General features: G+C 63.7%; 22 protein-coding genes. 10 read left to right on the top strand and 12 right to left on the bottom strand.

The window, feature by feature from the left end; genetic code table 11:
• Positions 1 to 93 precede the first annotated feature (93 nt).
• The 3 genes from J7359_RS03830 (at position 94) to J7359_RS03840 (ending at position 4,671) form a co-directional block, all read left to right on the top strand.
• A complete protein-coding gene (locus J7359_RS03830) occupies positions 94 to 1,422 on the top strand; it encodes a capsule biosynthesis protein CapA (protein ID WP_209055207.1) in 1,329 nt (442 codons plus the stop codon).
• Positions 1,423 to 1,559: 137 nt separating this feature from the next.
• Positions 1,560 to 2,648, top strand: coding sequence for a polysaccharide biosynthesis/export family protein (locus J7359_RS03835; protein ID WP_209055335.1), 1,089 nt, complete (start codon positions 1,560 to 1,562; stop codon positions 2,646 to 2,648).
• A gap of 7 nt (positions 2,649 to 2,655) precedes the next feature.
• Positions 2,656 to 4,671, top strand: a complete 2,016-nt coding sequence (locus J7359_RS03840; protein WP_209055208.1) for a capsular polysaccharide biosynthesis protein — start codon at positions 2,656 to 2,658, stop codon at positions 4,669 to 4,671.
• Between the two features lie 13 nt (positions 4,672 to 4,684).
• Here J7359_RS03840 and ribD read toward each other — a convergent pair whose 3' ends face one another.
• Together ribD and nrdR are read right to left on the bottom strand one after the other, a co-directional pair.
• Positions 4,685 to 5,662: a bifunctional diaminohydroxyphosphoribosylaminopyrimidine deaminase/5-amino-6-(5-phosphoribosylamino)uracil reductase RibD gene (gene ribD, locus J7359_RS03845; protein WP_209055336.1), complete on the bottom strand. Its 978-nt coding sequence runs from the start codon at positions 5,660 to 5,662 to the stop codon at positions 4,685 to 4,687.
• Positions 5,663 to 5,688: 26 nt separating this feature from the next.
• Positions 5,689 to 6,153, bottom strand: coding sequence for a transcriptional regulator NrdR (gene nrdR / locus J7359_RS03850; RefSeq protein WP_209055209.1), 465 nt, complete (start codon positions 6,151 to 6,153; stop codon positions 5,689 to 5,691).
• 165 nt (positions 6,154 to 6,318) lie between these two features.
• Here nrdR and J7359_RS03855 point away from each other — a divergent pair, with 165 nt between their 5' ends.
• Positions 6,319 to 6,990 (top strand): SDR family NAD(P)-dependent oxidoreductase, encoded by a 672-nt coding sequence (locus J7359_RS03855; RefSeq protein WP_209055210.1) that lies wholly within the window; start codon positions 6,319 to 6,321, stop codon positions 6,988 to 6,990.
• 6 nt (positions 6,991 to 6,996) lie between these two features.
• Here J7359_RS03855 and J7359_RS03860 read toward each other — a convergent pair whose 3' ends face one another.
• From J7359_RS03860 to J7359_RS03885, 6 genes are all read right to left on the bottom strand, one after another.
• Positions 6,997 to 7,419 (bottom strand): secondary thiamine-phosphate synthase enzyme YjbQ, encoded by a 423-nt coding sequence (locus J7359_RS03860; protein ID WP_209055211.1) that lies wholly within the window; start codon positions 7,417 to 7,419, stop codon positions 6,997 to 6,999.
• Positions 7,416 to 8,909 carry a DNA recombination protein RmuC gene (rmuC, locus tag J7359_RS03865; RefSeq protein ID WP_247740163.1) on the bottom strand — a complete coding sequence of 498 codons (1,494 nt, stop codon included), beginning with the start codon at positions 8,907 to 8,909 and terminating at the stop codon, positions 7,416 to 7,418. The genes J7359_RS03860 and rmuC overlap by 4 nt, the downstream gene beginning before the upstream one ends.
• A gap of 83 nt (positions 8,910 to 8,992) precedes the next feature.
• Entirely contained in the window at positions 8,993 to 9,400 is a 408-nt protein-coding gene (locus tag J7359_RS03870; protein WP_209055212.1) for a BLUF domain-containing protein, read from the bottom strand.
• A gap of 7 nt (positions 9,401 to 9,407) precedes the next feature.
• The gene (gene rpoD, locus J7359_RS03875) at positions 9,408 to 11,384 is read right to left on the bottom strand and encodes an RNA polymerase sigma factor RpoD (RefSeq protein WP_209055213.1); all 1,977 of its coding nucleotides are present in this window, start codon (positions 11,382 to 11,384) and stop codon (positions 9,408 to 9,410) included.
• Positions 11,385 to 11,539: 155 nt separating this feature from the next.
• Entirely contained in the window at positions 11,540 to 13,456 is a 1,917-nt protein-coding gene (dnaG, locus tag J7359_RS03880) for a DNA primase (protein ID WP_209055214.1), read from the bottom strand.
• A gap of 75 nt (positions 13,457 to 13,531) precedes the next feature.
• On the bottom strand, positions 13,532 to 14,119 hold the full coding sequence (locus J7359_RS03885) for a TetR family transcriptional regulator (RefSeq protein WP_209055215.1): 588 nt from the start codon (positions 14,117 to 14,119) through the stop codon (positions 13,532 to 13,534).
• Between the two features lie 86 nt (positions 14,120 to 14,205).
• Between J7359_RS03885 and J7359_RS03890 the strand changes: the two genes are divergently transcribed.
• Both J7359_RS03890 and J7359_RS03895 read left to right on the top strand, forming a co-directional pair.
• A complete protein-coding gene (locus J7359_RS03890) occupies positions 14,206 to 14,481 on the top strand; it encodes a hypothetical protein (RefSeq protein ID WP_209055216.1) in 276 nt (91 codons plus the stop codon).
• A gap of 57 nt (positions 14,482 to 14,538) precedes the next feature.
• Positions 14,539 to 15,705, top strand: a complete 1,167-nt coding sequence (locus tag J7359_RS03895) for an alpha-hydroxy acid oxidase (protein WP_209055217.1) — start codon at positions 14,539 to 14,541, stop codon at positions 15,703 to 15,705.
• Between the two features lie 8 nt (positions 15,706 to 15,713).
• On the opposite strand, the gene J7359_RS03900 is transcribed toward J7359_RS03895, so the two are convergent.
• A complete protein-coding gene (locus J7359_RS03900) occupies positions 15,714 to 16,727 on the bottom strand; it encodes an acyltransferase (RefSeq protein WP_209055218.1) in 1,014 nt (337 codons plus the stop codon).
• Positions 16,728 to 16,921: 194 nt separating this feature from the next.
• Between J7359_RS03900 and J7359_RS03905 the strand changes: the two genes are divergently transcribed.
• From J7359_RS03905 to gluQRS, 3 genes are all read left to right on the top strand, one after another.
• Entirely contained in the window at positions 16,922 to 17,563 is a 642-nt protein-coding gene (locus J7359_RS03905; protein WP_209055219.1) for a 50S ribosomal protein L25/general stress protein Ctc, read from the top strand.
• A gap of 116 nt (positions 17,564 to 17,679) precedes the next feature.
• Complete coding sequence (trmFO, locus tag J7359_RS03910) at positions 17,680 to 19,017, top strand: methylenetetrahydrofolate--tRNA-(uracil(54)-C(5))-methyltransferase (FADH(2)-oxidizing) TrmFO (RefSeq protein WP_209055220.1); 1,338 nt, start codon at positions 17,680 to 17,682, stop codon at positions 19,015 to 19,017.
• On the top strand, positions 18,999 to 19,850 hold the full coding sequence (gene gluQRS, locus J7359_RS03915; protein ID WP_209055221.1) for a tRNA glutamyl-Q(34) synthetase GluQRS: 852 nt from the start codon (positions 18,999 to 19,001) through the stop codon (positions 19,848 to 19,850). Before trmFO ends, gluQRS begins: the two co-directional genes overlap by 19 nt.
• Before the next feature lie 21 nt (positions 19,851 to 19,871).
• Here gluQRS and hisI read toward each other — a convergent pair whose 3' ends face one another.
• Positions 19,872 to 20,234 (bottom strand): phosphoribosyl-AMP cyclohydrolase, encoded by a 363-nt coding sequence (hisI, locus tag J7359_RS03920; RefSeq protein ID WP_209055222.1) that lies wholly within the window; start codon positions 20,232 to 20,234, stop codon positions 19,872 to 19,874.
• 62 nt (positions 20,235 to 20,296) lie between these two features.
• Between hisI and J7359_RS03925 the strand changes: the two genes are divergently transcribed.
• On the top strand, positions 20,297 to 20,740 hold the full coding sequence (locus tag J7359_RS03925; RefSeq protein WP_209055223.1) for an iron-sulfur cluster assembly scaffold protein: 444 nt from the start codon (positions 20,297 to 20,299) through the stop codon (positions 20,738 to 20,740).
• 314 nt (positions 20,741 to 21,054) lie between these two features.
• Here J7359_RS03925 and recG read toward each other — a convergent pair whose 3' ends face one another.
• On the bottom strand, positions 21,055 to 23,175 hold the full coding sequence (recG, locus tag J7359_RS03930; protein ID WP_209055224.1) for an ATP-dependent DNA helicase RecG: 2,121 nt from the start codon (positions 23,173 to 23,175) through the stop codon (positions 21,055 to 21,057).
• Positions 23,151 to 25,331 (bottom strand): NAD-dependent DNA ligase LigA, encoded by a 2,181-nt coding sequence (gene ligA / locus J7359_RS03935; RefSeq protein ID WP_209055225.1) that lies wholly within the window; start codon positions 25,329 to 25,331, stop codon positions 23,151 to 23,153. The genes recG and ligA overlap by 25 nt, the downstream gene beginning before the upstream one ends.

Genomic DNA, 25,331 nt, shown 5'->3' on the forward strand with positions numbered 1-25,331 from the left:
ACCCGTCCAAACCATGACGCTGCACGCGAAAATTGTGGAAATCTTAACACTTGCATGCGATGAGATCCGAAATCGTCAGAGCCGCGTTTCAGGATGCTTCACCAGACCGTGCCCGTTGGAACCCAGAAGAATGGTGATCCGCCTTCGGATCGCGTCTTCCTGCTGCTTCAGGGACCGCACGGCCCGTTCTTCGATCAACTGGGACGGCTGCTGCGCGATGCTGGCGCTTCGGTCTGGCGCTGCGGCTTCAACGCAGGTGACGAATTTTTCTGGTCCGACAAGGCGCACTACATTCGTCATGAAGGCTCGATGCAGGATTGGCCGGCGCATCTGGACAGGATCCTTGTCGAAAAGGGCGTAACGGATATCGTGCTTTACGGCGATGTGCGCCCGATCCACGACATCGCCCGCAGCGCCACCCAGGACGATGACCTGCGCCTGCATGTCTTCGAGGAAGGCTATCTTCGGCCGTATTGGATCAGCTATGAACGCGGCGGGTCGAACGGGCATTCGCCGATGCTTCGGATTCCGCTGTCGCAGATGCGCGCCGCGTTGCGCGACTCGGGCAATGAGATACACCGCCCGCCGGCCCATTGGGGCGATATGCGTCACCACAAGTTTTACGGTGCCCTGTATCATTTTCTGGTGCTTGTCGCGAATGGCGGCTATCGCCGGTATCAGGGGCACCGTGCGATATCGGTCGCGCAGGAGTTCCGGCTGAATCTGCGGCGTTTCCTGATGTCGCCGCTGTATAACCTGACGACACGATTGCAATGGCGCAAATGCAGGCTAGCGGGATGGCCGTATTCGCTGGTTCCGATGCAGCTTGAACACGATTCGAATTTCCTTGGCCATTCTGCGTTCAGCAGCAACGCGCAGTTCATCGACACGGTGGTCGCAGAGTTCGCCAGATCGGCGCCTCGCCACCATCATCTGATTTTCAAGGCCCATCCGCTTGAGGATGGGCGTGCGGGGAATCGCAGTTCAGTCCGGGCTGCCGCGGCAAGGTTCGGGGTCGCCGGTCGCGTGCACTATCTGCGCGGCGGCAAGCTGGCAGCGCAGCTTGCCGATGCGAAATCGGTGATCACCGTGAACTCGACGGCGGCACAACAGGCGCTGTGGCGCGGCATTCCCGTCAAGGCACTGGGGCGTGCGATCTACGCCAAACCGGGCATCATCGCAGACCAGTCGCTGCCAGATTTCTTCGCCGACCCGCAACCTCCCGATCCCGGCGCATATCGGGTGTTGCGCGACTATCTTCTGCAGACCAGCCAGATCCCCGGCGGATTTTATTCCCAACGGTCGCGGGCGCACGCCTTGCGGCTTGTCGCGGATCTGATCCTGCAGGCCGAGGATCCATACGAGGCGCTTGCCCAGGGTCGTGTCGCACATCGGCACCAGATTTTCGATCGTGGATCCTGAAAGAACACGAAATGGTGGTGCCGGCGGGGCTCTGCGGCTAGATTGGGTGTGAAACCAGATCATAACCTGGCACGAGAATAACAGGAGTTTCAGAGGTGACAGTCTTTTCTTCACGGGCCGGCATCCTGCGCCTGAGCATGCTTGCGGCGCTGGTCGTCCTTAGCGCCTGCGGATTGCCGCGCTCGGGACCGAACAAGAAGGAAATCTACGCCGGTGCGGTCGAGCGCGGCGGAAACGCCCATGTGATCTACGTCAACGATCATGTGACACGCGCTACGAACTTTGCGCCGACCTATGGTTTCTCGAACAGCTTCCTCAGTGCCGGGCAGGTCGGCGCCGATGAAATCCGCGCCGGTGACGTGCTGGGTCTGTCGATCTGGGAAAACGTAGATGATGGCCTGCTGACAGCGCTTGGATCCAGTTCGACCGCGCTGACCGAAATTCAGGTGGACAGCGCCGGTTACATCTTCGTGCCCTATGCAGGTCGCATTCGCGCCGCCGGCAACAGCCCCGAACAGCTGCGCCAGATCATCACGGACCGGCTTAGCGCCCAGACCCCCGACCCTCAGGTAACCGTCAGCCGCGTCGCCGGGAACGGTGCGACCGTGTCCGTCATCGGCAAGGTCATGGCGCAGGGTGTCTATCCCATCGAACGGCCCACGCGGTCGCTGTCGGCAATGCTTGCACGCGCCGGCGGCGTCTCGGTCGAACCCGAGGTGGCGGTGGTTACCGTCAAGCGCGGCAACCAGCAGGGCAAGGTCTGGTTGACGGATCTGTATGGCAGCAGATCCAATGACATTGCGCTGCGTCCGGGCGACATCATCCTGGTCGAAGAGGATCAGCGCAGCTTCACCGCGTTGGGCGCATTGGGCGGACAGACCCGTGTGCCACTGGGGAACGAAGCCATCAACGGGGTGGAAGCAATCGCGATGGTCGGCGGCCTCAGTTCGGCGCTGGCAGATCCGACCGGGGTCTTCGTGCTGCGCGATGAACCTGAATCGGTTGCCAGCAAGGTGCTGGGCAAGCCGGTCAATGGCATGCAGCGGATCGCCTATGTGCTGGACCTGACCCGTCCGAACGGGTTGTTCCTGGCGCGCGACTTCCTGATCCGCGACGGCGACACCGTCTATGTGACCGAAGCGCCGTACGTCCAGTTCTCGAAAGTCCTGGCCGCTGTCACGGGCAGCGCAGATTCGGCAGACTCGCTGACCTCGATCGGCGAATAAACCGCGCATGCGCGAAACCGAAGATCAGGCCGTCGGGGACGATCCCCGGCGGCTTTTCGTATTCAATGGCGGATTCTGGTGGAAGCCGCGCCTGCGGCGCATTCTGGGGCTTGCAGGATGGCGACTGTCTGCGGGCCTTCCTGCGAGAGGGCGGGATTGCGTGGGCATCTGGGGCGCAAGTCCCACATCCTGGCGCGGCCGCCGGGTTGCAGCGGCGCGCACCGCCCACCTGGTCACCGTCGAAGACGCTTTCCTGCGATCGATCCTGCCCGGGCGGGCATCGGGACATGTCGCGCGGCGCGGACCGATCGGCCTGATCATCGACCCCGACGGTGTGCATTTCGATCCCGCTTGCCCCTCGCGGATTGAACACCTGGCCACCGCGCCTCATCCCGCACCACTGCTGGAACGCGCCGCACGCGGCATTCAGCGGCTGCGCGATCTGGACCTGTCCAAGTATAACGCCCACGACCCCGATATTTCTGCGCCGCCGCCCGGATATGTGCTGGTCGTCGATCAGACAGTAGGCGACGCATCACTGATGGGCGCAGGACGCGCGACATTCCTGAGAATGCTGATGACCGCGCGCGCCGAAAACCCGGGCGCGCGGATCGTCCTGCGCACGCATCCCGAGACGGCCTCGGGGCTGCGTCCGGGCCATTTCGGGCCCGAAGATCTGCAACTGGGCGACCAGATCTGCAGCGCGCCCGTATCGCCGTGGCGGTTGGTCGAGAACGCCCGCGCCGTCTACGCCGTCAGTTCGCAGCTGGGGTACGAGGCGATCCTGGCAGGGTGTCGTCCGCGATTGTTCGGGCAACCCTTCTACGCGGGCTGGGGCCTCAGCGATGATGAACTTGCCTTGCCCAAGGGGCGCCGCGGCCATGCCACGCGCGAATCCCTGTTCGCGGCCAGTCATCTTCTTGGCCCCGTCTGGTATGATCCCTGTCGGAACCGTCTGACCGATTTCGAGGGCGCGGTGGATCAGATCCATGCAGAGGCGCGGGTCTGGCGACAGGATCGCGCCGGTCACGTGGCCTATGGCATGCGGCTGTGGAAGCGGGCATTCATCAGCCGCGCCTTTGGCGACGCCCATCCGGTCCGCTTTACCGCAACGCCCTCGCCCCAGGTTACACTGGGATGGGCCGGACGTGCCGATCATGTCCCCCATGCGACCCGCGTGGAGGACGGTTTCCTGCGATCCCGGGGGCTGGGGGCGGCGCTGACGCCTCCGCTGTCGCTGGTCGCGGATGACCTGGGCATCTATTACGATCCGACACGTGAAAGCCGCCTTGAAAGACTGATTGCAGCCGGCCCACCGCCTGGTGGCGAGGCGCGCGCCTTGCGGGTGATCGACCGGGTCCGGGCAGCCGGCCTGTCGAAATACAATCTGGATGGGGTGGCACCGACGCTTCCCGGCACGGACGGGCGGCGCGTCATTCTGGTTCCTGGTCAGGTCGAGGATGACGCCTCGATCCGCCTGGGCGCCGGTTGCGAGAAATGCAATCTTGATCTGCTTGCACGAACCCGCGCCGAGAACCCGGACGCCTATCTGATCTACAAGCCGCATCCCGATGTCGAGGCAGGGTTGCGGCCCGGCGTGATCGCCGAGACGGATCTGCAGCGGCTGGCGGATCAGGTGGTGCGCAAGACCGATGCGGCTGCGCTGCTGACCGTGGTTGATGAGGTCTGGACGATCACATCGACGCTGGGGTTCGAAGCCCTGCTGCGCGGCGTGCCGGTGACGGTGCTGGGCGCGCCCTTCTATGCCGGTTGGGGGCTGACCCGCGATCTGGGCACGCAACCCGCGCGCAGACAGACCCGCCCGTCACTTGCGGCGCTGGTTCATGCCTGTCTGATCGCCTATCCCCGTTATCGTGATCCGGTCACCGGGCTGCCCTGCCCTGTCGAGGTTGCACTGGAAAGACTGGCCGATCCGTCGCTTGTGCCACGCGGTGCGGGTTTGCGTATTCTGTCGAAGGCGCAGGGCGCGCTGTCCGGCCATTCCTGGATCTGGCGCAGATAGGTCTTGCGCGCGATCAGTCGCGGCCCCAACGGTGCAGGATGTCATTGCCGATGCGCCGCGTCTCGAGCAGGCGAAAACGGGGCGCGTCGGCCAGCCGCGCCAGCCCAAGCCCGCCAAGCGACGCACGAGCATCCTGGCCCAGAACCAGCCCGGAGGAATAGCAAAGCAGTTGGTCCACCCGATCCGCCGCGATCAATTCTGCGGCCAGTTTCCCACCACCCTCGCAGAAGACGCGGGTAATCCCCCGGTCGGCCAGTTGGTCAAGAATGGGGTCGATCGGCCCCGACAGATGCCAAAGGGGCCCGTAATCCGGACCCTCGGGCGGCAGTTCGGGCAGCTTCCGCGACGACAGGACGACGCGCGCCGGCTGACGAACGGGTCCGAAACCGCGCACATTCAGTGCCGGATGATCTGCACGCGCGGTGCCCCCGCCCACCATGATGGCGTCATGCTGCAGACGCATGGCATGCACATGCCGCCGCGCCGCCGCGCCGGTGATCCAACGGCTTTCGCCCTGTTGCGTGGCAATACGTCCATCAAGACTGGTCGCAAGTTTCAGCGTGACGAATGGCCGACCCTGCGTGACGCGCATCAGGAAGCCCGCCTGAATGGCGCGCGCCTGTGTTTCGCAGATGCCTTCGGTGACCTTGATCCCCGCCTCGCGCAGAATCGCATGGCCACGCCCCGCCACGCGCGGGTCGGGATCAGTCAGGGCCGTGACGCAGCGCGCAATGCCGGATGCGACCAAAGCCTCGGCGCAGGGCGGCGTCCGACCGTGATGCGCGCAAGGTTCCAGCGTGACATAGGCCGTTGCGCCGCGCGCCTGCGCGCCCGCATATTCCAGGGCGACACGTTCGGCATGCGGCCGTCCTCCGGGCTGCGTCCAGCCGCGACCGACCACCCTGCCCGCGCGCACCAGCACGCAACCGACCGCCGGATTCGGCCACACATTGCCCAGCCCCCGCCGCGACAGGCGCAGGGCATGGGCCATATGTTGGCGGTCTTCGAGGTCTTGGCTCACTCTGGCAGATTGCCGGGGCGCAGTTCAGACACGAACTTGTCGAAATCGTCGGCGTCCTGGAAGTTCTTGTAAACGCTGGCAAAGCGAACGTACCCGACATTATCGATCCGCGACAGCGCCTCCATCACGATCTCGCCGATCATCTTCGAGGGAATGTCCGTCTCGCCCGTGCTTTCCAGCCGCCGCACGATGCCCGAAATCATCTGTTCGATCCGTTCTGGTTCGACGGGACGTTTCTGCATGGCGATGCGGATCGACCGGGCCATCTTGTCGCGGTCGAAATCCTCGCGCTTGCCATTGCTTTTTACGACGACCAGATCGCGAAGCTGCACCCGTTCATAGGTGGTAAAGCGCCCTCCGCAGGCCGGGCAGAAACGTCGACGTCTGATCGCCACATTGTCCTCGGCCGGGCGTGAATCCTTGACCTGCGTATCGACATTTCCGCAAAACGGGCAGCGCATCCCTATGTCCCCTCGGCCGCGACTTCCGCATGAACTATAGGGTCGACCGCAGGGATTGGGTAGCGTTATCCACAGCCCACAAGATGCGGCCTGCGGAACCTGTGGCCCGAATGCCGCGTTCATCGCGCAGCGACGCGACAGATTTCAGCTCAAGAAAGGTGCGATATGCCCAAGACCCTGTTCATCACCGGGGCCTCGTCCGGTATCGGCGCGGCAACCGCCCACGCCGCCGTGGCCAGTGGCTGGAACGTGGCTTTGATGGCGCGTTCCGAGGACAAGTTGAGATCCCTGCAGAACGAGTTGGGCGATGCTGCGGCGATCTTTCCGGGCGACGTCACGCAAGAGGCTGATCTTCTTCGCGCCACATCCGGTGCGGTCGATCGTTTCGGAGGCATTGACGCGGTTTTCGCCAACGCCGGTCGCGGCTTGTCGAAGCCCGGGACCGAGGGCGGTGATCTGGACGATATCCGCGGCATGATCGATCTGAATATCACCGGTCTGGTAATGACAGCGCGGGCAACCCTGCCGGAACTGCGGAAGACCCAAGGCACCCTGGTGCTGACCGGATCGGCCGCCGGCAGACGGCATATCGCAGGGTCAATATATGGCGCGACGAAATGGTTCGTTCACGGCTATGCCGGGAACATGGCCGAGGAAATGCGCGAATGGGGTGGTCGTTGTGCAGTGGTTGCGCCCGGCATGGTGGACACGCCGTTCTTCGATCAGGGTGCGCCGGACAAGTTGCAACCCGAAGATGTCGCGAATGCCGTCATCCAGATCATCGATGCACCGAAGCGCGCGGCGATCCGCGAAATCTTCCTGATGCCGCAGGCATAGAACGGTTCATGCTGACTGGAACATCGCCGCCACCTGACGCCGATGCGGCGCGCGACGGTGTTCCACCAGATAGATCCCCTGCCATGTTCCCAGTTGCATCCGTCCGCCAACGACCGGGATCTGCAAACTGACCGGAAGCACCGCAGCCTTCAGATGTGCGGGCATGTCGTCCGGGCCCTCGTCACGGTGGCTGATCCACCCCATCGTCGGGTGATCGGCTGGTGGCGCGATCCGGTCCAGCCAGTTGAGAAGATCGACCTGAACATCCGGATCGGCATTTTCCTGAACAAGCAACGAACACGACGTATGACGAACCATCAGCGTCAGAACCCCATCGCGGGCCTGCAAATTGCCGAGCCACGCGGCAATTTCATGCGTGAACTCATGGCAGGCGGGACCGTGCGTCTCGATGCGGAAGACATGGTTCATTCTGCCGCCTCGCTGGCGCCGGCGGGCGGCGGTGAAAGGGGCTGCTGCTGATCCTGTCGGTCATGGTCCATCGCGATCTGCTTTTGCGCCCGCGCGCCCAGATCGCGCAGCATCTCGACCTGACGGATGACGTTGCCCGGACCGCGCGACAGGCGATCCACGGCCTGGCCGTGCGCGCGGCTTGCCTGATCCAGCGCCCGGCCCACGGCCTCCATGGAATCGACGAACCCCGCAACCTTGTCATACAGCGCGCCCGCGCGGCTGGCGATTTCCATGGCGTTGCTTTCGCGCCGCTCGACCGACCAGATATGTTCGACGGTGCGCAGGGTCAGCATCAGCGTCGTGGGCGTGGTCAGGCCGACACCGCGTTCCAGCGCAAAGCCCGCAAGCGACGGGTCGGCGCGCAACGCATCCGAGAACGCGCCCTCGATCGGGATGAACATCAGCACATAATCGACCGAATTGTCGTCCATGCGGTGATAGCCCTTGTCCCCCAGCGTGACGATATGGGCGCGAATCGCGGCGACATGACGACGCAGCGCGGACTGGACTTCGGCCGGATCCTCGGCATTGACCGAAACTTCGTAATCGTTCAGCGACACCTTGCTGTCGATCACCATGATCTTCTGACGCGGCATCTTCACCACGACGTCGGGTCGCCACAGCTTGCCATCCTCGTCACGCCAGCTGGCCTGAATGTCGTAATGCGTGCCGGATTCCAGCCCCGACCCTTCAAGGATACGCTCCAGCACCATTTCACCCCAGGCGCCCTGCCGCTGTTTGTCGCCCTTCAATGCGCGGGTCAGGTTCACGGCCTCGCGCGAAATATCCTCGGACCGTTTGTGCAGGAACGCGATCTGTTCGCGCAGACGCGCACCTTCTTCGTCCAAGACCTTGTTCCGGCTTTGCAATTCGGTCTGGAAACGATGCACCTGTTCGCGGAAGGGATTCAGCAGTGCCGTCAGCTGTTCGCCCTGCGCCTTCTGGATATCGTTCTGCTGAACGCGCAACGTCTCGGCCGCAAGCAGCTTGAACTGGCCTGTCATTTCCTCGCGCAGCTCGCGCAGCGTCGCGATTTCGCGTTCTGCGGCTTCGCGATCCTTGCGCGCGCCAAGACGGGTCTCGGCCAGATCGGACTGGGCTTGCGACAGTTGCTGCCGGGTCTGATGTAGAACATCGGCAAGCCCGTCGCGCTCGTCACCCAACTCGGCAAGCCGTGCCGCCTGCGCCTCGGCTCGCGCCTCGCGTTGGCCCAGATCTAGCTCGAACTGCCGGTTGCGTTCTGTCGACGTGTCAAGTTCCGCGCGCAAATCGTGAAGCTGCGCGGACTTTTCCTGCAAGATCGCCTGCGCCTGTGCGCGTCCGCGCCGCCAGTTTGCCGCGACAAACCACAGCAGAACCCAACAGGCCACGGCAAACGCCAGCATCGTCTGCACCGTCGCCAGATCGTTGAACAATGCGACAATCTGCCGGGATAGGTTCTCAGGCATGAACGCTCCGTCTTTTCAAGCGACAGTGTTCACTTTTTGTGCTGCGATACAACCCCGTGCCTGACGGGATAGCAACGAATGATCTAGAGCGCCACCGACTGCAGGAACGCCGCCACGCCGCCGGCATAGTCGCTTCGATCAACCGTCGAGGCGGATGAACTGGCAAACCAGTCCATCAACGAGCCATGCTTGCGGTCGGAAAACCGCATCCGCCAGTCCTGGAACCGCCGTTGCGTCAGACTGCCTTCGCCAAGCACGGTGATGTCACGGTGCCTGGTATCGCGAAGGATCGACTGGATGACGTGCTGCAACTGGTGCTGCGGTCCCTCCAGCCACTGAAAGAACAACCCGTCCTCGTGATGCAGGCATCCGGTCAGGCTTGCCGATTCGTTGCGCTGGCGGGCGGCCTGAAGAATATCCTCCAGATCGCCGACATTCAGACCGTCGCACGCAGTGCTGCGATACAGGAAGTACCCCAGCCCGTCGAACATGATCGGATCACTGGTCAAGGAAGGACCGCAATTTTCTGCTGCGCGACGGATGCTTCAGCTTGCGCAACGCCTTCGCCTCGATCTGGCGGATGCGTTCGCGGGTGACGCTGAACTGCTGGCCGACCTCTTCCAGGGTATGGTCGGTGTTCATGCCGATGCCAAAGCGCATACGCAGAACCCGTTCCTCGCGCGGGGTCAGGCTGGCCAGAACGCGGGTCGTGGTTTCCTTCAGGTTTTCCTGAATCGCGCTGTCCAGCGGCAGGACGGCGTTCTTGTCCTCGATGAAATCGCCAAGCTGGCTGTCTTCCTCGTCCCCGATCGGGGTTTCAAGGCTGATCGGCTCCTTGGCGATCTTCATCACCTTGCGAACCTTTTCCAGCGGCATCTGCAGCTTGTCGGCCAGTTCCTCGGGGGTCGGCTCGCGGCCGATCTCGTGCAGCATCTGGCGACCGGTGCGGACCAGCTTGTTGATCGTCTCGATCATGTGGACCGGAATACGGATCGTGCGGGCCTGGTCCGCGATGGACCGGGTGATCGCCTGACGGATCCACCACGTCGCATAGGTCGAGAACTTGTAGCCGCGACGATACTCGAACTTGTCGACAGCCTTCATCAAACCGATATTTCCTTCCTGAATGAGATCAAGGAATTGCAGGCCGCGGTTCGTGTATTTCTTGGCGATCGAGATGACCAGACGCAGGTTTGCCTCGACCATCTCCTTCTTGGCCTGACGGGCCTCTTTCTCGCCGCGCTGGACCTGGCTGACGATCCGGCGGAATTCCTCGATATCGACGCCGACATATTGTCCGACCTGCGCCATCTCGGCGCGAAGATCCTCGACCTTGTCGCGCGAGCGGTCGAACAGGGCTTGCCATCCGCGCCCGGCGTTCTGCGACAGGCGTTCGACCCAGTTCGGGTCCAGTTCGCTGCCACGATAAGCATCGACGAACTCGCGACGGTTGATGCGTGCCGCGTCGGCCAGCTTGACCATCCCGCTATCGATCGTGACGATGCGGCGGTTGATGCCGTAAAGCTGGTCGACCAGCGCCTCGATACGGCTGTTGTTGAGGTGCAGCGAATTGACCAGAACGACGATCTCGCTGCGCAGCTTCTGATAGTCGGTTTCGGCGGTGGCGGAGAAACTACTGTCCTCGTTCAGCGTCGCCGACATCCGCTGATCCTGCATGTCGGCCAGACGTTCATAGTCCAGCGCGATCGCTTCCAGCGTTTCAAGAACTTTCGGCTTCAGGCTGGCCTCCATCGCGGCCAGCGACAGATTGGCGCCGTCGTCCTCGTCCTCGTCGTCTTCGCGCGACATGGGATTGCCGTCGGCGTCCAGTTCCTCGCGCTTTTGCGAAGCGTCGTCCGTCGTGCCGGCCTCGGCAAGTTCTTCTTCCTCGGCGCCTTCTTCATCGTCCATCGACTGACCGAAGGTGGTCTCCAGGTCGATGACGTCGCGCAACAGGATTTCTTCATCCAGAAGTTCCTGCCGCCACATCGTGATGGCCTTGAAGGTCAGCGGGCTTTCGCAAAGCCCCGCGATCATGGTGTTGCGACCGGCCTCGATGCGCTTGGCGATTGCAATCTCGCCCTCGCGCGACAACAACTCGACCGAGCCCATCTCGCGCAGATACATCCGCACGGGGTCGTCGGTGCGATCCAGTTTTTCGGTTTCGGTCGCGGCGACGGCGACCTCGCGCGAACCGCTGCCGGTGGTCACGACGGCCCCGCCCTCGGCCTCTTCGGCGCCTTCCTCTTCCTCGATGACATTGATGCCCATTTCGGACAGCATCGACATCACGTCCTCGATCTGCTCGCTGCTGACCTGCTCGGGCGGCAGGACGGAATTCAGCTGATCATAGGTGATGTAGCCGCGCTCGCGCGCCTCGGCGATCATCTTCTTGACGGCCGCCTGGCTCATGTCCAGCGAATGCGCGTTTTCGTCCTTGTCGGTCTTGTCTTGTTCGTCGTCCTTGGCGGCCATCCAGGGCTCCTTCTCGGGGCGGTGATTCGCGAGGTGGTGCGAATCAGCACGAATCGCCCTTACTTCTATCGCGAACCGGGGCCGGATCAAAGGCCGTCCCCGCTTGATGATTCGCAAGCCTTCGCGAAACGATTCGCACCTGCCAGGTGCTGCGTTCAGCGACGCGGCGGCTTGCGCCAGATCTGATCGCTGAGCCAACCGGCAAGCTGTGCCGACAACGCGTCGCGATCCTCGTTCAGATCTCCGCTGTCCTCCATGTCCGGGCGTTCGGCCCGATGACGGGCGCGGGCGATCTGTTGCATGCGCCAGGTCAGACCCTCGTCGGCCTCTCCCTGGATTTCGGCCTCGGCGCGGGCAAGCTCGGCACCCGCAGCACGTTGCGCCTCGAGCCGGTCGAGAAGATTGGTCAGGATCGCCGCGGCGGCCGCGTCGTCCTGCGCCTCGATCACGGCCGGGGTCAGGCCCAGATGGGCGTCGGCGCGAAGCGTTTCAAGGGCGCGGCGACCCGCGGCGCTGTCGCTGCCCGCCAACAGGTCATGCAGCAGAGCCGCGCGGTCCGGATCGTGGGGAACCAGCCGTTCCAGATTCCGCTCGGCCAACGGCACAAGATCAGGACGCAGCGCGCAGATCAGCAGGCTTGCGCCTTCCAGCAGCCATTCGCCCGGCTGCCCGCCCGCACCTGCCGCCGAAACCGGAATCGGCGCGCGCGTGGCGGGTCCGCGACCAGCCGGTCCTTTGCTCGCGCCCTTCGCCGATGCGCCGCGCGTCTTGCCGCGATCGCGCCACGCGGTCCCGAACAGATCGCGGCGCTTGGCTCGAAGCTCGTCGCCATAGTGTCGGCGAGTCGACTCGTCCGGGATCCGTGCGATCGCATCCTGCAGCCTGCGTTCCAGAGCCGCGCGGCGTTCGGGGCTGTCAAAGATCTGCCCCTCGGTCTCGCGCGTCCAAAGCAGATCGACAAGAGGCCGGGCCTGATCCAGCAGCGCCCCCATCGCACCCGGTCCCGCCGCACGGATCAGGTCGTCGGGGTCCTGCCCGGCTGGCAGCATGACAAATCGCAGCGCCTGCCCCGGACCGGTCATCGGCAGCGCCAGGTCGATCAGTCGCTGCGCCGCGCGTTGTCCGGCCGCATCGCCGTCCAGCGCGATGATCGGTTCGGGCGAGATGCGCCACATCAGCCGCAACTGTTCCTCGGTCACTGCTGTCCCGAGGGGGGCGACGGCACCCTCGAATCCTGCCCGCGCAAGGGCGATGACATCCATGTAGCCTTCGGCGACCACAAGGCGCTGACCGCGCGCCACAGCCGTCCGGGCGGGGGCCAGATGATAAAGATTGCGGCCCTTGTCGAACAACGGCGTCTCGGGACTGTTGAGGTATTTGGCCCGTGCATTCGGGTCCATCGCCCGCCCGCCAAAGCCGATGCAGCGCCCCTGCCCGTCCCGGATCGGAAAGATGATCCGTCCGCGAAAGCGATCATAGGCCGCGCCGCCATTGTCGGGCTTTGCGGCCATGCCGGCCTCGACGATCAGCGACTCATCGAACCCCTTCTCGCGCAGCGCCGATGTCAGGGCGGTGCGGCTGTCGGGCGCAAAGCCGATCTCGAAGCGATCCTCGGCCTCGCGATCCAGCCCGCGGCGGACCAGATAATCGCGCGCCTCTGCGGCCGCGCCGGTCTGCAGTTGCAGGCGAAACCAGCGGCAGGCGGCTTCGGTCACGTCAAGCAGGCGGCTGCGGCGATCGCTGCGCTCGCGCGCGGCGGGGTCAGGCTCGGGGACGGTCATGCCGGCCTCGGCCGCCAGCACCTTGACCGCGCCCATGAAATCCAGCCCGTCAATCTCTCGCAAAAAGGTCAGCGCATCGCCTTTGGCGTGGCATCCGAAGCAGTAGTAGAAGCCCTTCTGATCGTCGCAATGAAAGCTGGCCGATTTTTCCTGGTGAAAGGGGCAAGGCGCCCACCAGTCGCCACGAGCCTGATTGGACTTGCGCTGATCCCACACCACCTTGCGCCCGATCACGCGGCTGATCGGGACGCGATTGCGCAATTCGTCAAGGAAGCCGGGCGGCAGACTCATGGGGCGATTATCGGGACGGCAGGTGGTGACGGCAAGCGCCGCCATGGGCGTATCTCGGCAATGAAGAGGCCGCGGTCAATCGGCACCGACGGCACCGCGCGCAAGGCCCCAATAGACATCACCGATCCGCTGGCGGTCAAGCCGCCCCCCCTCGCGATACCAGTTGGTCACGCCGGTCAGCATCGCGATCAGCGCCATGGTCGCCAGCTTGCGATCATCTATGTGCATGCGGCCGGTAGACATCCCGTCACGCAGGATTCCGTCCAGAAGATCTTCGTATCTGCGACGCAGTCCGGCGATCTTGCGGTAATTCTGGGGGGTGAGATTGCGCAATTCCATATAGGACAGGAAAACCGCGTCGGAATGATCGAGGCTGAATCCGATGTGAAACCGCACGAAGCGTTCAAGCCGGTCCAGCGGATCCGCGTGCGGATCGTCCTGCCATGCATCCAGAAGATCCTGCATGTGGCTTTCCAGCAGATCGCACAGCAACGCCTGCTTGTCGGGCGTGTAGGCGTAAAGCGCGCCAGCCTGCACCCCGACGGCGGCTGCGATCTGACGCATCGAAACGGCCGCAAACCCATTGCGGGCGAACAGCTTGCGCGCCTCGGAGCGGATGAGAGGGCCGGTGATTTCGGCGCGGGATCCCTGGGTTCTTGCCATCTGGCCTTACTAGAGCCCGCGCGGCCCCGCGGAAAGCCCCAACATGCGCCGTTGCCGTCACTGGACGGGGCGCATAACCTGCCGCCATGAGACATGTCGTTCGCCTTGCCACCCTGCCCCTCATGCTGCTTGCCGCGGGCTGCGACCGCGACGCCGCGCCCTATCCGACATTGTTGCCGACGCAGCAGATCCTGTCGGAACCTACGCTGCCGGATCATGCAGCGGACGCCGCCGCGAATCCCGATGCCATCGATGCGGCAACCGAGGATCGCGCCGAAGCCTTGCGCGGACGTGCAAAGGCGCTGCGGCGTCCGGTGATCGAACCCGAATCCCGCGCCAGGATGGGCGGCAGCGCCGGATGATTGCAGCGACGTGACAGCGCAGCTAAGACGGTCGGAACCAGTTCGGAGCGCCGGAACATGCCCGTCATAACCTGTATCGATGACCTCAAGGCGCTGCACCGGGCGCGCACGCCGAAGATGTTCTATGACTATGCGGAATCGGGCAGCTATTCCGAACAGACGTTTCGCGAGAACACGACCGATTTCGCGCGGCTGAAGCTGCGCCAGAAAGTTGCCGTGGACATGTCCGACCGTTCCACGGCCTCGGACATGGCCGGCCTTCCGGTCAGCATGCCGGTGGGTCTTGCGCCCATCGGGATGGCGGGCATGCAGCACGCGGACGGCGAAATCCATGCCGCGCGCGCGGCAGAGAAGTTCGGCGTGCCCTTCACCCTGTCCACGATGTCGATCTGTTCGATCGAGGATGTCGCGGCTCATACCAGCAAGCCCTTCATGTTTCAGCTTTACGTGATGAAGGATCAGGATTTTCTGGCCGCCATCGTCGATCGCGCGAAGAAGGCAGGATGCAGCGCACTTGTGCTGACGCTGGATCTGCAGATCCTGGGGCAGCGGCACAAGGATCTGAAGAACGGCCTGTCCGCGCCCCCCAAGCTGACCCTGCCGGTGATGCTGGACCTTGCGACCAGGTGGCGCTGGGGATTGGGCATGCTGAAGACCAGCCGCCGCCATTTCGGCAATATCGTCGGCCATGCGAAGGGCGTTGGCGACACCTCGTCACTGATGAGCTGGACCGCCGAACAGTTCGATGACCGGCTGGACTGGGGCAAGATCGCGGCGATCCGCGACATGTGGGGCGGCAAGCTGATCCTGAAAGGCATTCTGGACCCCGAGGATGCGCGACGCGCCGCCGATTTCGGCGCAGACGCGATCGTGGTCAGCAATCATGGTGGCCGGCAGCTTGACGGGGCACTGTCCTCGATCAGGATGCTGCCGCATATCGTCGAAGCTGTCGGCGACCGGGTCGAAATCCACATGGACAGCGGCATTCGCAGCGGTCAGGACGTGCTGAAGGCGCTGGCGCTTGGGGCACATGCGACATGGATTGGGCGCGCGTTCCTGCACGGTCTGGGTGCGATGGGCGAGCCCGGTGTGACCTCGGCACTGGAAGTGATCCGGAAGGAACTGGATATCAGCATGGCGCTGTGCGGCGAACGGAAGGTCACCGACCTGGGCCGGCATAACCTTTTGATCCCGCAGGGGTTCACGACCGAATACGGCGCCTGAGCCGAAATTCAGCGGCTGTTCACGCGCGATGCGCCGTCGCGCGGGTGCCGGGTAGCATCGCGGTTCCTGTGTCGCGCGCCAAGCCACGGAAAGCCGGGCGTCGCCAGAACGACCGCTGTTGGAATCAGCACCGACGCCGCGAAATTCGGCCACAGCGACTTCAGCCCGAAATGCATCATGGCAAGAATGACCCCAAGATGCGCCAGATAGATCATCACCGACAATGTGACCAGATCAACGCGTGGCTGCGGCAGGTTCAGCCTCATGAAGGCCAGCATGACAATCAGCGGATAACCATATGCAAGCAACGGAAACTCTGGCGGATCCCAGTCATGTGTTCCGGGCAGGCCCAGGAAATATCCCGCTTCCAGCAGCCGCAGGACCGACATCACGATGACCGCCAGCCAAAGCCATCCTGCTGCGGGCAGAACGTCCCGTCCGCTGTCCCCCATCCATTCCGCAAGCAGGTAACCCATGGCCACGAAGGGATATATGAAGAACGCACTGTAACGGATCATCTCCAGATGCAGGTCGATGAAGCCAAGATAGAAGCCGTATTGCAGGAAGCTTCCCAGAAGCGCGACGACCAGCGCACTTGTCATGACCAGACGACTTGCGCGCTTGTGGTCCGGGATCAGCAGGAACAACAGCAGCATCAGGGCCACCGACTGCAGCAAGGCGGCGATATACCACAGATGCATCGGCCCAAGGATCATCTGACGGATGAAGTCCTGAACGCCGCCTATGTCGCGCAACCACAAAGGCGCATAGATCACGCACCAGAGAAGATAGAGCCACATCAGACCAATGGTCCAGGACTTCAATCTTCCGCGCTTGACGGTCTGATAGGCACCATAGCCGGAAATCAGCGCGAATGTCGGGACCAGCGATCGAAGGATGCCGTTTCCGAAAATCGGCACCCAATCGGCATAATGCCCGTTCAGCATCGCAGCGTGAGCGAAGGCGACACCACAAACCAGGATCACCCGAAGGAAGTCAATGCCGTGATATCGGGTGCTCATGGAAATTCCAAAAATACAACTGGCGACGAATCGAAACTTACACTAGTCGGCAATTATTCGCCTAGTCAATCTTTGTTCACTTGCGGCAAGACTTGTCTCTTCCCATCGATGCCGAATTGCAGTATGCGCCGCATCCTGCCGTCATGCACCCTTGGAGGATGGCGGCGTCAACATTGATCATAGGATGATATATCATGGCCAAAGAGATCCCGGATCTGGTGGCCGAGGCACGCGCGGGGACAGGCAAGGGGGCCGCCCGCCAAGCTCGCCGCGAAGGCAAGGTGCCCGGCATCGTATATGGAGACCACAAGGAACCGGTCGCCGTTGCGTTCGATTTCAACAATCTGCTGACCAAGCTGCGTGCCGGTCGCTTCATGTCCACCCTGTGGAACCTGAAGGTTGACGGTCGGGACGATGTGCGCGTGATCTGCCGTGCCGTCCAGAAGGACGTGGTCAAGGATCTGCCGATCCATATCGACTTCATGCGTCTGCGCCGCACCTCGAAGGTGAACCTGTTCATTCCGGTCGAATTCATCGGCCAGGAGAACTGCCCCGGTCTGCGCAAGGGCGGCACGCTTGTGACCGTGCGTCCCGAAGTTGAACTGGTGGTGACTGCGGGCGACATTCCCGACCATATCACGGTCGATCTGTCGAATCACGAAGTCGGCGACAGTATCCACATCGACGAGGTGGATCTTCCGGCCGGCGCCAAGCCGACCATCGACCGCAACTTCGTGATCGCCAATATCGCGGCACCGTCGGCGCTGCGTTCCAGCGATGATGAAGCCGACAATGCCGACGAGGCCGCGGAAGCCGAAGAGGCAACCGAAGAATAAGCCCTTGCCCGACCTGGGCCCAGGCTTTCTTCAAGGGCGGCGCCGCTGGCGCCGCTCTTTTCAAATTCAGCGGTCGCTGCTAGCAGATGCGTCCGGCTTGTCGAAGGAGATCCCGCATGCAGCCCGTCCATATCATCGGTGCAGGATTGGCCGGATCCGAGGCCGCTTGGCAGGTGGCCCAGGCCGGCGTGCCCGTCATCCTGCACGAGATGCGCCCCCATACCGGCACCTTCGCCCACAAGACCGGCGACTGCGCCGAGATGGTCTGTTCCAATTCCTTCCGGTCAGATGACGACGTCATGAACGCCGTCGGACAGCTGCATTGGGAAATGCGGGCGGCGGGCGGGCTGATTATGGCGATGGCGGACCGTCACCGCCTGCCTGCCGGCGGCGCCCTTGCCGTGGATCGCGAGGCGTTTTCGGCGGCCGTGACCGAAGCGTTGCGTGCCGAACCCCTGATCGAGATCCGGACCGACGAGGTGGCGGAATTGCCCGATAACGGCAACTGGATCGTCGCGACCGGCCCGTTGACATCGGACAAGCTGGCTGACGCGATCCGTCGTCTGACCGGGACCGAGGCGCTGGCCTTCTTCGATGCGATCGCGCCGATCGTTCATGCCGACACCATCGACATGAGCGTGGCGTGGGAACAAAGCCGTTATGACAAGGGCGAGACCGAGGTCGAACGCCGCGCCTATATCAACTGCCCCATGACCAAAGCCGAGTATGAGGCATTCATCGACGCGCTGCTGACCGCGGACAAGACCGAGTTCCGCGAAGGCGAAACCGCCGGCTATTTCGACGGCTGCCTGCCGATCGAGGTGATGGCTGAACGCGGCCGCGAGACGTTGCGCCACGGCCCGATGAAGCCGGTCGGGCTGACAAACGCCCACAATCCGACTGAGAAACCCTATGCCGTGGTTCAACTTCGCCGAGATAACGCACTGGGAACCCTGTATAATATCGTCGGATTCCAGACCAAGATGAAATACGGCGCGCAGACGCAGGTCTTTCGGATGATCCCGGGACTTCAGAACGCCGGATTCGCGCGTCTGGGTGGCATCCACCGCAATTCGTTCCTGAATTCTCCGACGCTTCTGGACGACCGGATGCGGTTGCGCCGCCAGCCGAACCTGCGTTTCGCCGGTCAGGTGACAGGGGTCGAAGGCTATGTCGAAAGTGCGGCCATGGGGCTGCTGGCGGGCAGAATGGCAGCGGCGGACGCCCAAGGCGGGGATCTGACCGCGCCGCCGTTCACCACTGCGATGGGCGCGCTGGTCAATCACATCACCGGCGGGGCCGAGGCGAAGACGTTTCAGCCGATGAACGTCAATTTCGGTCTGTTTCCGCCGCTGGACCAGATGCGGGGCGGCCGCAAGGGACGCAAGGACCGCTATCCGGCCTACACCCAGCGCGCCAAGGACGATTTCTCGGCATGGCTGTCGGCGCAATAAGGCGAACCCGCTTCGCGCCGTCGCCCACCGGCCCGCTGCATCTTGGCCATGCCTACGCCGCGCTGGTCGCGTCGGGGGCAGCGGACCGGGGTGAATTCCTGCTGCGGATCGAGGATATCGACCGTGACCGCTGCAGGCCCGAATTCGAGACCGAGATCTATCAGGATCTGGCGTGGCTGGGCGTTGAGTGGCCGCGCCCGGTCATGCGTCAGTCCGACCGCATGTCGGCCTATCGCGATGCGCTGAAGCGACTGGCGCCACTGTGCTATCCCTGCTGCTGTCGGCGCGGTGACATCCGCGCGGCATTGTCGGCACCGCAAGAAGGTGCCCTGCCGGTCGGACCGGACGGGTTGATCTATCCCGGCACCTGCCGCGGACGCGCGATGTCCGACGCGGGCCCGGACGATGTCATCCGCCTTGATGCGGCCCGCGCCTTTGCGGCGATCGGGACCGACCGAATCGGATTTCGGGACGAAATCATCCTGCCCGACCACGACCACATCCTGACCTGCGCCGAATTTCGGGACGGGATCGGCGACGTCATCCTGTCCCGGCGGGGTATGGGCACATCCTATCACCTGGCCGTCGTGGTCGACGATGCGGCGCAGGGGATCACGGTGGTCACGCGCGGCAAGGATCTGTTCGATTCGACCTGGATCCATGTGCTTTTGCAACGCCTGCTGGTTCTGCCGACGCCGTTGTATCATCACCACCGGCTGATCCGCGACGATGCGGGCAAACGCTTGGCTAAACGCGACGACGCCCGCGCTATCCGCATGTTCCGCGACGAAGGCGCCACGCCGCAGGATATTCGCGAATTGCTGGGCGCATGATCCGCACCGGGGCAATCCACGTTAGGTCTGCTGCATGGGCTCCATGATCACGCGCTCTTCTCTGTCTCGGATCGCGGTATAAAAGCAGCTGCGCCGGTTGGTGTGGCAGGCAGGACCGGTCTGGTTGACCAGCGCCAGCAGGCAGTCGCGGTCGCAATCCACCCGCAGTTCGACCAGGCGCTGCGTGTGTCCGGAACTTTCACCCTTGACCCAGAACGCGGCGCGCGACCGCGACCAGTAGGTGACCTTGCCGCTGTCCAGCGTGCGTGCCACCGCCTGCGCATTCATCCATGCCATCATCAGCACCTCGCCCGTATCCGCATCCTGCGCAATGCACGGGATCAGGCCGTTGATGTCGTATTTTAGGCTGGCCGGATCGAACATCGGGTTTCCTTTCGCAAACGCGCCACCTATCTAGGATGAATGGACCGCGCGGGGAAGGACCGATGGCCGACAGCGACCTGATGCAGCTTTACTCGCGCCGCATTCTGGCGCTGACCACCGCGATTCCGCATCAGGGCCGGCTTGACGCCCCCGATGGCAGCGCGATGCGTCGTTCGCCGCAATGCGGGTCTTCGGTCACGGTCGATGTCGTGGTGCAGAATGGCCGGATTGCCGATTTCGCGCAGCAGGTTCGGGCCTGTGCGCTGGGTCAGGCCTCAGCCGCCGTGCTGGGTTCAGCGGTGATCGGACGCGACCGCGACCAGATCTGTGCCGCCCGCGACCAACTGCGCGCCATGTTGAAGGACGACGGCCCCGCCCCCGCCGCGCCCTTCGCCGATCTCGAGGCTTTGCTGCCCGCGCGCGAATACCCCAATCGCCATGCGTCGATCCTGCTGGCCTGGGACGCCACGCTGGAGGCGTTGGACCAGGCGCTGGCCGCCGCCTGACGCCGCAGATCAGCACAGATCACCGCAAGAAAAAACCGGCCCAAGCAGGGCCGGTCAAGTTGCGCGAGCAGGGACAGGTCGGTGCACAGGCGGTGGCACCGGATTGCGTCGCGGGGCAGAAATCAGGCTTGCAGGATGGCGGGAAGCCACAAGACGACGATGGTGGTCACTGACAGCGCGGCCAATCCAAGGGCGTCGCTGACGAATTCGCGGGACATGAAGTGGGGCGGCATGGGCAACTCCTCTTTGTTGCCCCTTTGTTCTCACACGCCTGGCGTTCTGTAAAGAACTTTTTAGGAACATCTTAAGGATTCTTAACCGATGCCGATCAGGCGGATCGCCTCATCCTGGCTCATCATCCACATCAGCAGCCGCACCGCCCGCCCGCGCGGACTGTCCAGCGAAGGGTCACGTTCCAGAAGCGCGCGGGCATCCTGCCGTGCGACCGCCATCAGACCGGCCTGATGTTCCAGATCGCCGATATGAAAGCGCGGCAACCCGGACTGTGCCGTGCCGATCACGTCGCCTGCGCCGCGCATCTCCAGATCGACCTCGGCGATGCGGAACCCGTCCTCGGTGTCGCGCAGCGTCGTCAGGCGGCGCGCGCCGGTGTCGTTCAGCGGCGCGTGATACATCAATACACAGGTCGAGGCGCCCTGCCCCCTTCCGACCCGACCGCGCAGTTGGTGAAGCTGGGCCAGGCCGAAGCTTTCGGCACGCTCGATCACCATGATCGTCGCTTCGGGGACGTCCACCCCGACCTCGATCACCGTCGTCGCCACCAGGATCGTGGCGCGACCGCCGGCAAAATCGGCCATCGCCGCATCGCGCTGATCGGGTGGCATCTGGCCGTGGATCAGTCGGACCTGATCGCCGAACTGCGCGCGCAGCGACTGGAACCGGGCCTCGGCGGCGGTCAGGTCGCTGACCTCGCTTTCCTCGACCAGCGGACAGACCCAATAGGCGCGTGCCCCCTGATCCAGCGCGTGCCGCAACCGCGCCGTCACCTCGTCCAGCCGGTGGTCGCCGATCATGACGGTGGTGATCGGCTGCCGTCCGGGCGGCTTCTCGTCCAGCACCGAAAGATCAAGATCGCCATATTGCGTCAGGGCCAGCGATCGTGGGATCGGCGTCGCGGTCATCACCAGCATGTCGGGCGGCGCGGTGCCTTTTGCCGACAATTCCAGCCGCTGCGCAACGCCAAAGCGATGCTGTTCGTCGATGATCGCCAGCCGCAGATCGTTGAAATGTACATCTTTCTGGAAGACCGCGTGGGTGCCGACAAGAATATCGATCCGACCCTCGGCCAGATCCTGCAGCAACTGCGCCCGCAATTCGCCCTTGTCGCGCCCGGTCAACGCGGCAAGGCGTATTCCCGCCGCTTGCGCCAAAGGCTGCAAGGCGCGGGCATGCTGGCGTGCAAGGATCTCGGTCGGGGCCATCAGCACGGCCTGTCCACCAGCCTCGACCGCGACCAGTGCCGACAGCATCGCGACCAGCGTCTTGCCTGCACCCACATCGCCCTGCAGAAGCCTGCTCATCCGGCGGTCGCTGGCCATGTCGGCGGCGACTTCCTCGACCGCGCGAGATTGCGCGCCGGTCGGCGGCCAGGGCAGGTTGTCCAGAACCGCGCGCCGCAGCCGCCCGTCACCCGCGGTTGGCCGACCGCGCGACCGGCGCTTTTCCCGTCTGACCAGCGCCAGGGTCATCTGATGGGCCAGAAATTCGTCATAGGCCAGACGCGCACGCGCAGGGCTGTCCGGTGACAGGTCGCGCGGCGAATTCGGCGCATGCGCAAGGCGCAGCGCCTGCCCGAAATCCGGCCAGCCGCGCGAGGTGATCACCTGCCGGTCGATCCATTCATCGACCTCGGGCACGCGCGTCAGCGCGGCCTCGATCGCCTTGGCCATCATCCGCTGGGTCAGCCCCGCGGACAGCGGATAGACCGGCTCGAAATCAGCTGGAAGGGGGTCGTCCTCGCGCAGAATGTGATCGGGATGGACCATCTGCGCCAGCCCGTCGAACAGTTCGATCTTGCCGCTGACGATGCGGCGCTGGCCGGTTGGAAGCTGTTTTTCGATCCAGTCGCGGCGGGGATGAAAGAACACCAGCGTCAGATCCCCGCCGTGATCATCGCCGCAGTGGACGCGCCACGGGCGTCCCCGAACCGTCGGCGGATGGTGACGACCCGCCGTAATCGCCAGCGTTACGGTCTCAGGCGCCCGGGCGTCAGTGATCCGATCGATTCGCCGCCGCGTCACGCCGCTGGCTGGCAACGTCAGAACCAGGTCGCGTGGCCGTTCAACGCCCATCTGGGCCAGCGCCGCCTGCCCCTTGGGGCCGATGCCGGGCAGTGTGTCGATCGCTGCAAACAGCGGGAAAAGCGACGGCGGCCGGCCCCTTGGCTGGTTCATTGCCCTGCGATCCGCAGCCATTCGTCCTCGTCGATGACGGCGACACCAAGATCGGCCGCCTTCTTGGCCTTGGAGCCGGCACCCGGCCCGGCAATCAGCAGATCCGTCTTCGCACTGACCGAGCCTGCAACCTTCGCGCCCATTCGTTCGGCCACCGCCTTGGCCTCGGCCCGGGTCATGCGTTCCAGTGTGCCGGTGAAGACCAGCGTCTTGCCGCTGATCTCGGTATCACCGGCGCTCTGTGTCTGATCGGGCAGAACATCCAGCTGCGCGACCAGCCGGTCGATGCTGGCACGCTCGGACTGCTGCTGGAAGGTTGTCACCAATGACCTGACCAGAACGGCACCGACGCCGTCGATCCCTGTCAGATCGGCCCAGTTCGGACTGTCCGGCAGCGCCGTGCGACGTGCCTTGTCGTCGCTGGCTGCGAATGCCGGTTCGTGCGAGGCGGCGTCAACCGTGGAGGCCAGCGCATCCCAGGTTCCAAAATGGCGCGCCAGCGTCCCCGCCGCAACCTCTCCGACATGACGGATCCCCAAGGCAAAAATCAGACGTTTCAAGGGTATACTTCGGCGATCCTCGATCGCGTCGAACAATTTTTGCGCCGAGCGTTCGCCAAAACCGTCGCGATTCTTCAGCTTGCCAAGATTTTGCGCATCGCGTTCGGCAAGCGTGAAGATATCGGCCGGCTCGCGAATGGGCAGCAGGTCATCGGCAAAGAACATCTCGATCTGCTTGGCGCCAAGACCGTCAATGTCGAATGCCGCACGACCAACGAAATGTTTCAGTTTTTCAATTGCCTGCGCGGGACATATCAGGCCGCCTGTGCAGCGACGGACGGAATCGCCCGGCTCTCGGATCGCATCTGATCCGCATTCGGGACAACGTTCAGGGAAAACGTAGGGCTGACTTTCGTCGGGTCTGCGCGACAGATCGACATCGGCGATCTTGGGGATCACGTCGCCTGCGCGATAGACCATCACCCAGTCGCCTTCGCGAATATCCCGCCCCTCGCGGATCTGCCCGCCGGTGTTGTCGCGTCCGGCGATGTAATCTTCGTTGTGCAGGGTCGCGTTCGAGACAACGACACCGCCGACAGTCACCGGCTCCAGACGGGCGACGGGCGACAGGGCCCCGGTGCGCCCGACCTGAATCTCGATCCGGTTCAGACGGGTCCACGCGGTTTCGGCGGGAAACTTGTGGGCCAGCGCCCAACGTGGCGTGGTCGAACGAAATCCAAGCCGCGCCTGATAGCCCAGATCGTTGACCTTGTAGACGACCCCGTCGATGTCATAACCCAGCGTCGCGCGCTGCTGTTCGATCCGGGCCCACGCCTCGATCAGTTGCTCCGCGTTGTCGCACAGGCAGGTCAGATCATTGGTCTGAAACCCGAACGCGGCCAGGCGCCGAACCGCCTCTATCTGCGTGTTGGCCAGCGGCTGGGACAGCTCGCCCCAACCATAGGCAAAAAACCGCAGCGGACGGCTGGCGGTGATTGCCGGGTCAAGCTGTCGCAAGGAACCCGCGGCGGCGTTGCGGGGGTTGGCGAAGGTCCGGCCGCCGCCATCGGCGTTCAGACGCGCAAAATCATCATGCGCCATGTAGACTTCACCGCGAACCTCGACGACCGCACCCGCATCACCCTGCAATTCCTGCGGAATGTCGGCGATCGTGCGGGCATTCGCGGTGACGTTCTCGCCCACCGTGCCGTCGCCGCGCGTGGCGGCCTGCACCAGCTTGCCGTGCTCATAGCGAAGCGACAGCGACAAACCGTCGATCTTGGGCTCGGCCGTGAAAGCCAAGGCTGCGTCATCGGGCAAGTTCAGAAAGCTGCGAATCCGGGAGACGAAATCGGAGACCTCTTCGGCGTCGAAGGCGTTGCCAAGTGACATCATCCGTTGGGCGTGCTGGATCTTGCCGAACCCCTCGGACGGCGCCGCGCCGACCTTGCCCGTCGGACTTTCGGACGCGGCCAGTTCGGGGAAGGCCGCTTCCAGCGCGGCCAGCCGACGCTTGAGGCTGTCATACTCCGCGTCGCTGATCACCGGGGTGTCGTTTCCGTGATATGCATCATCGGCCGCGCTGATCTGCACCGCAAGATCGGCGATCTCGCGGCCCGCCTGCTGCGGATCCAGGTCGGATAGCTGTGATCTGTTCCGGTCGGTATCGTTCACCAT

The organism is Paracoccus sp. R12_2 (genome assembly GCF_017744015.1).
GTDB lineage: Bacteria > Pseudomonadota > Alphaproteobacteria > Rhodobacterales > Rhodobacteraceae > Paracoccus.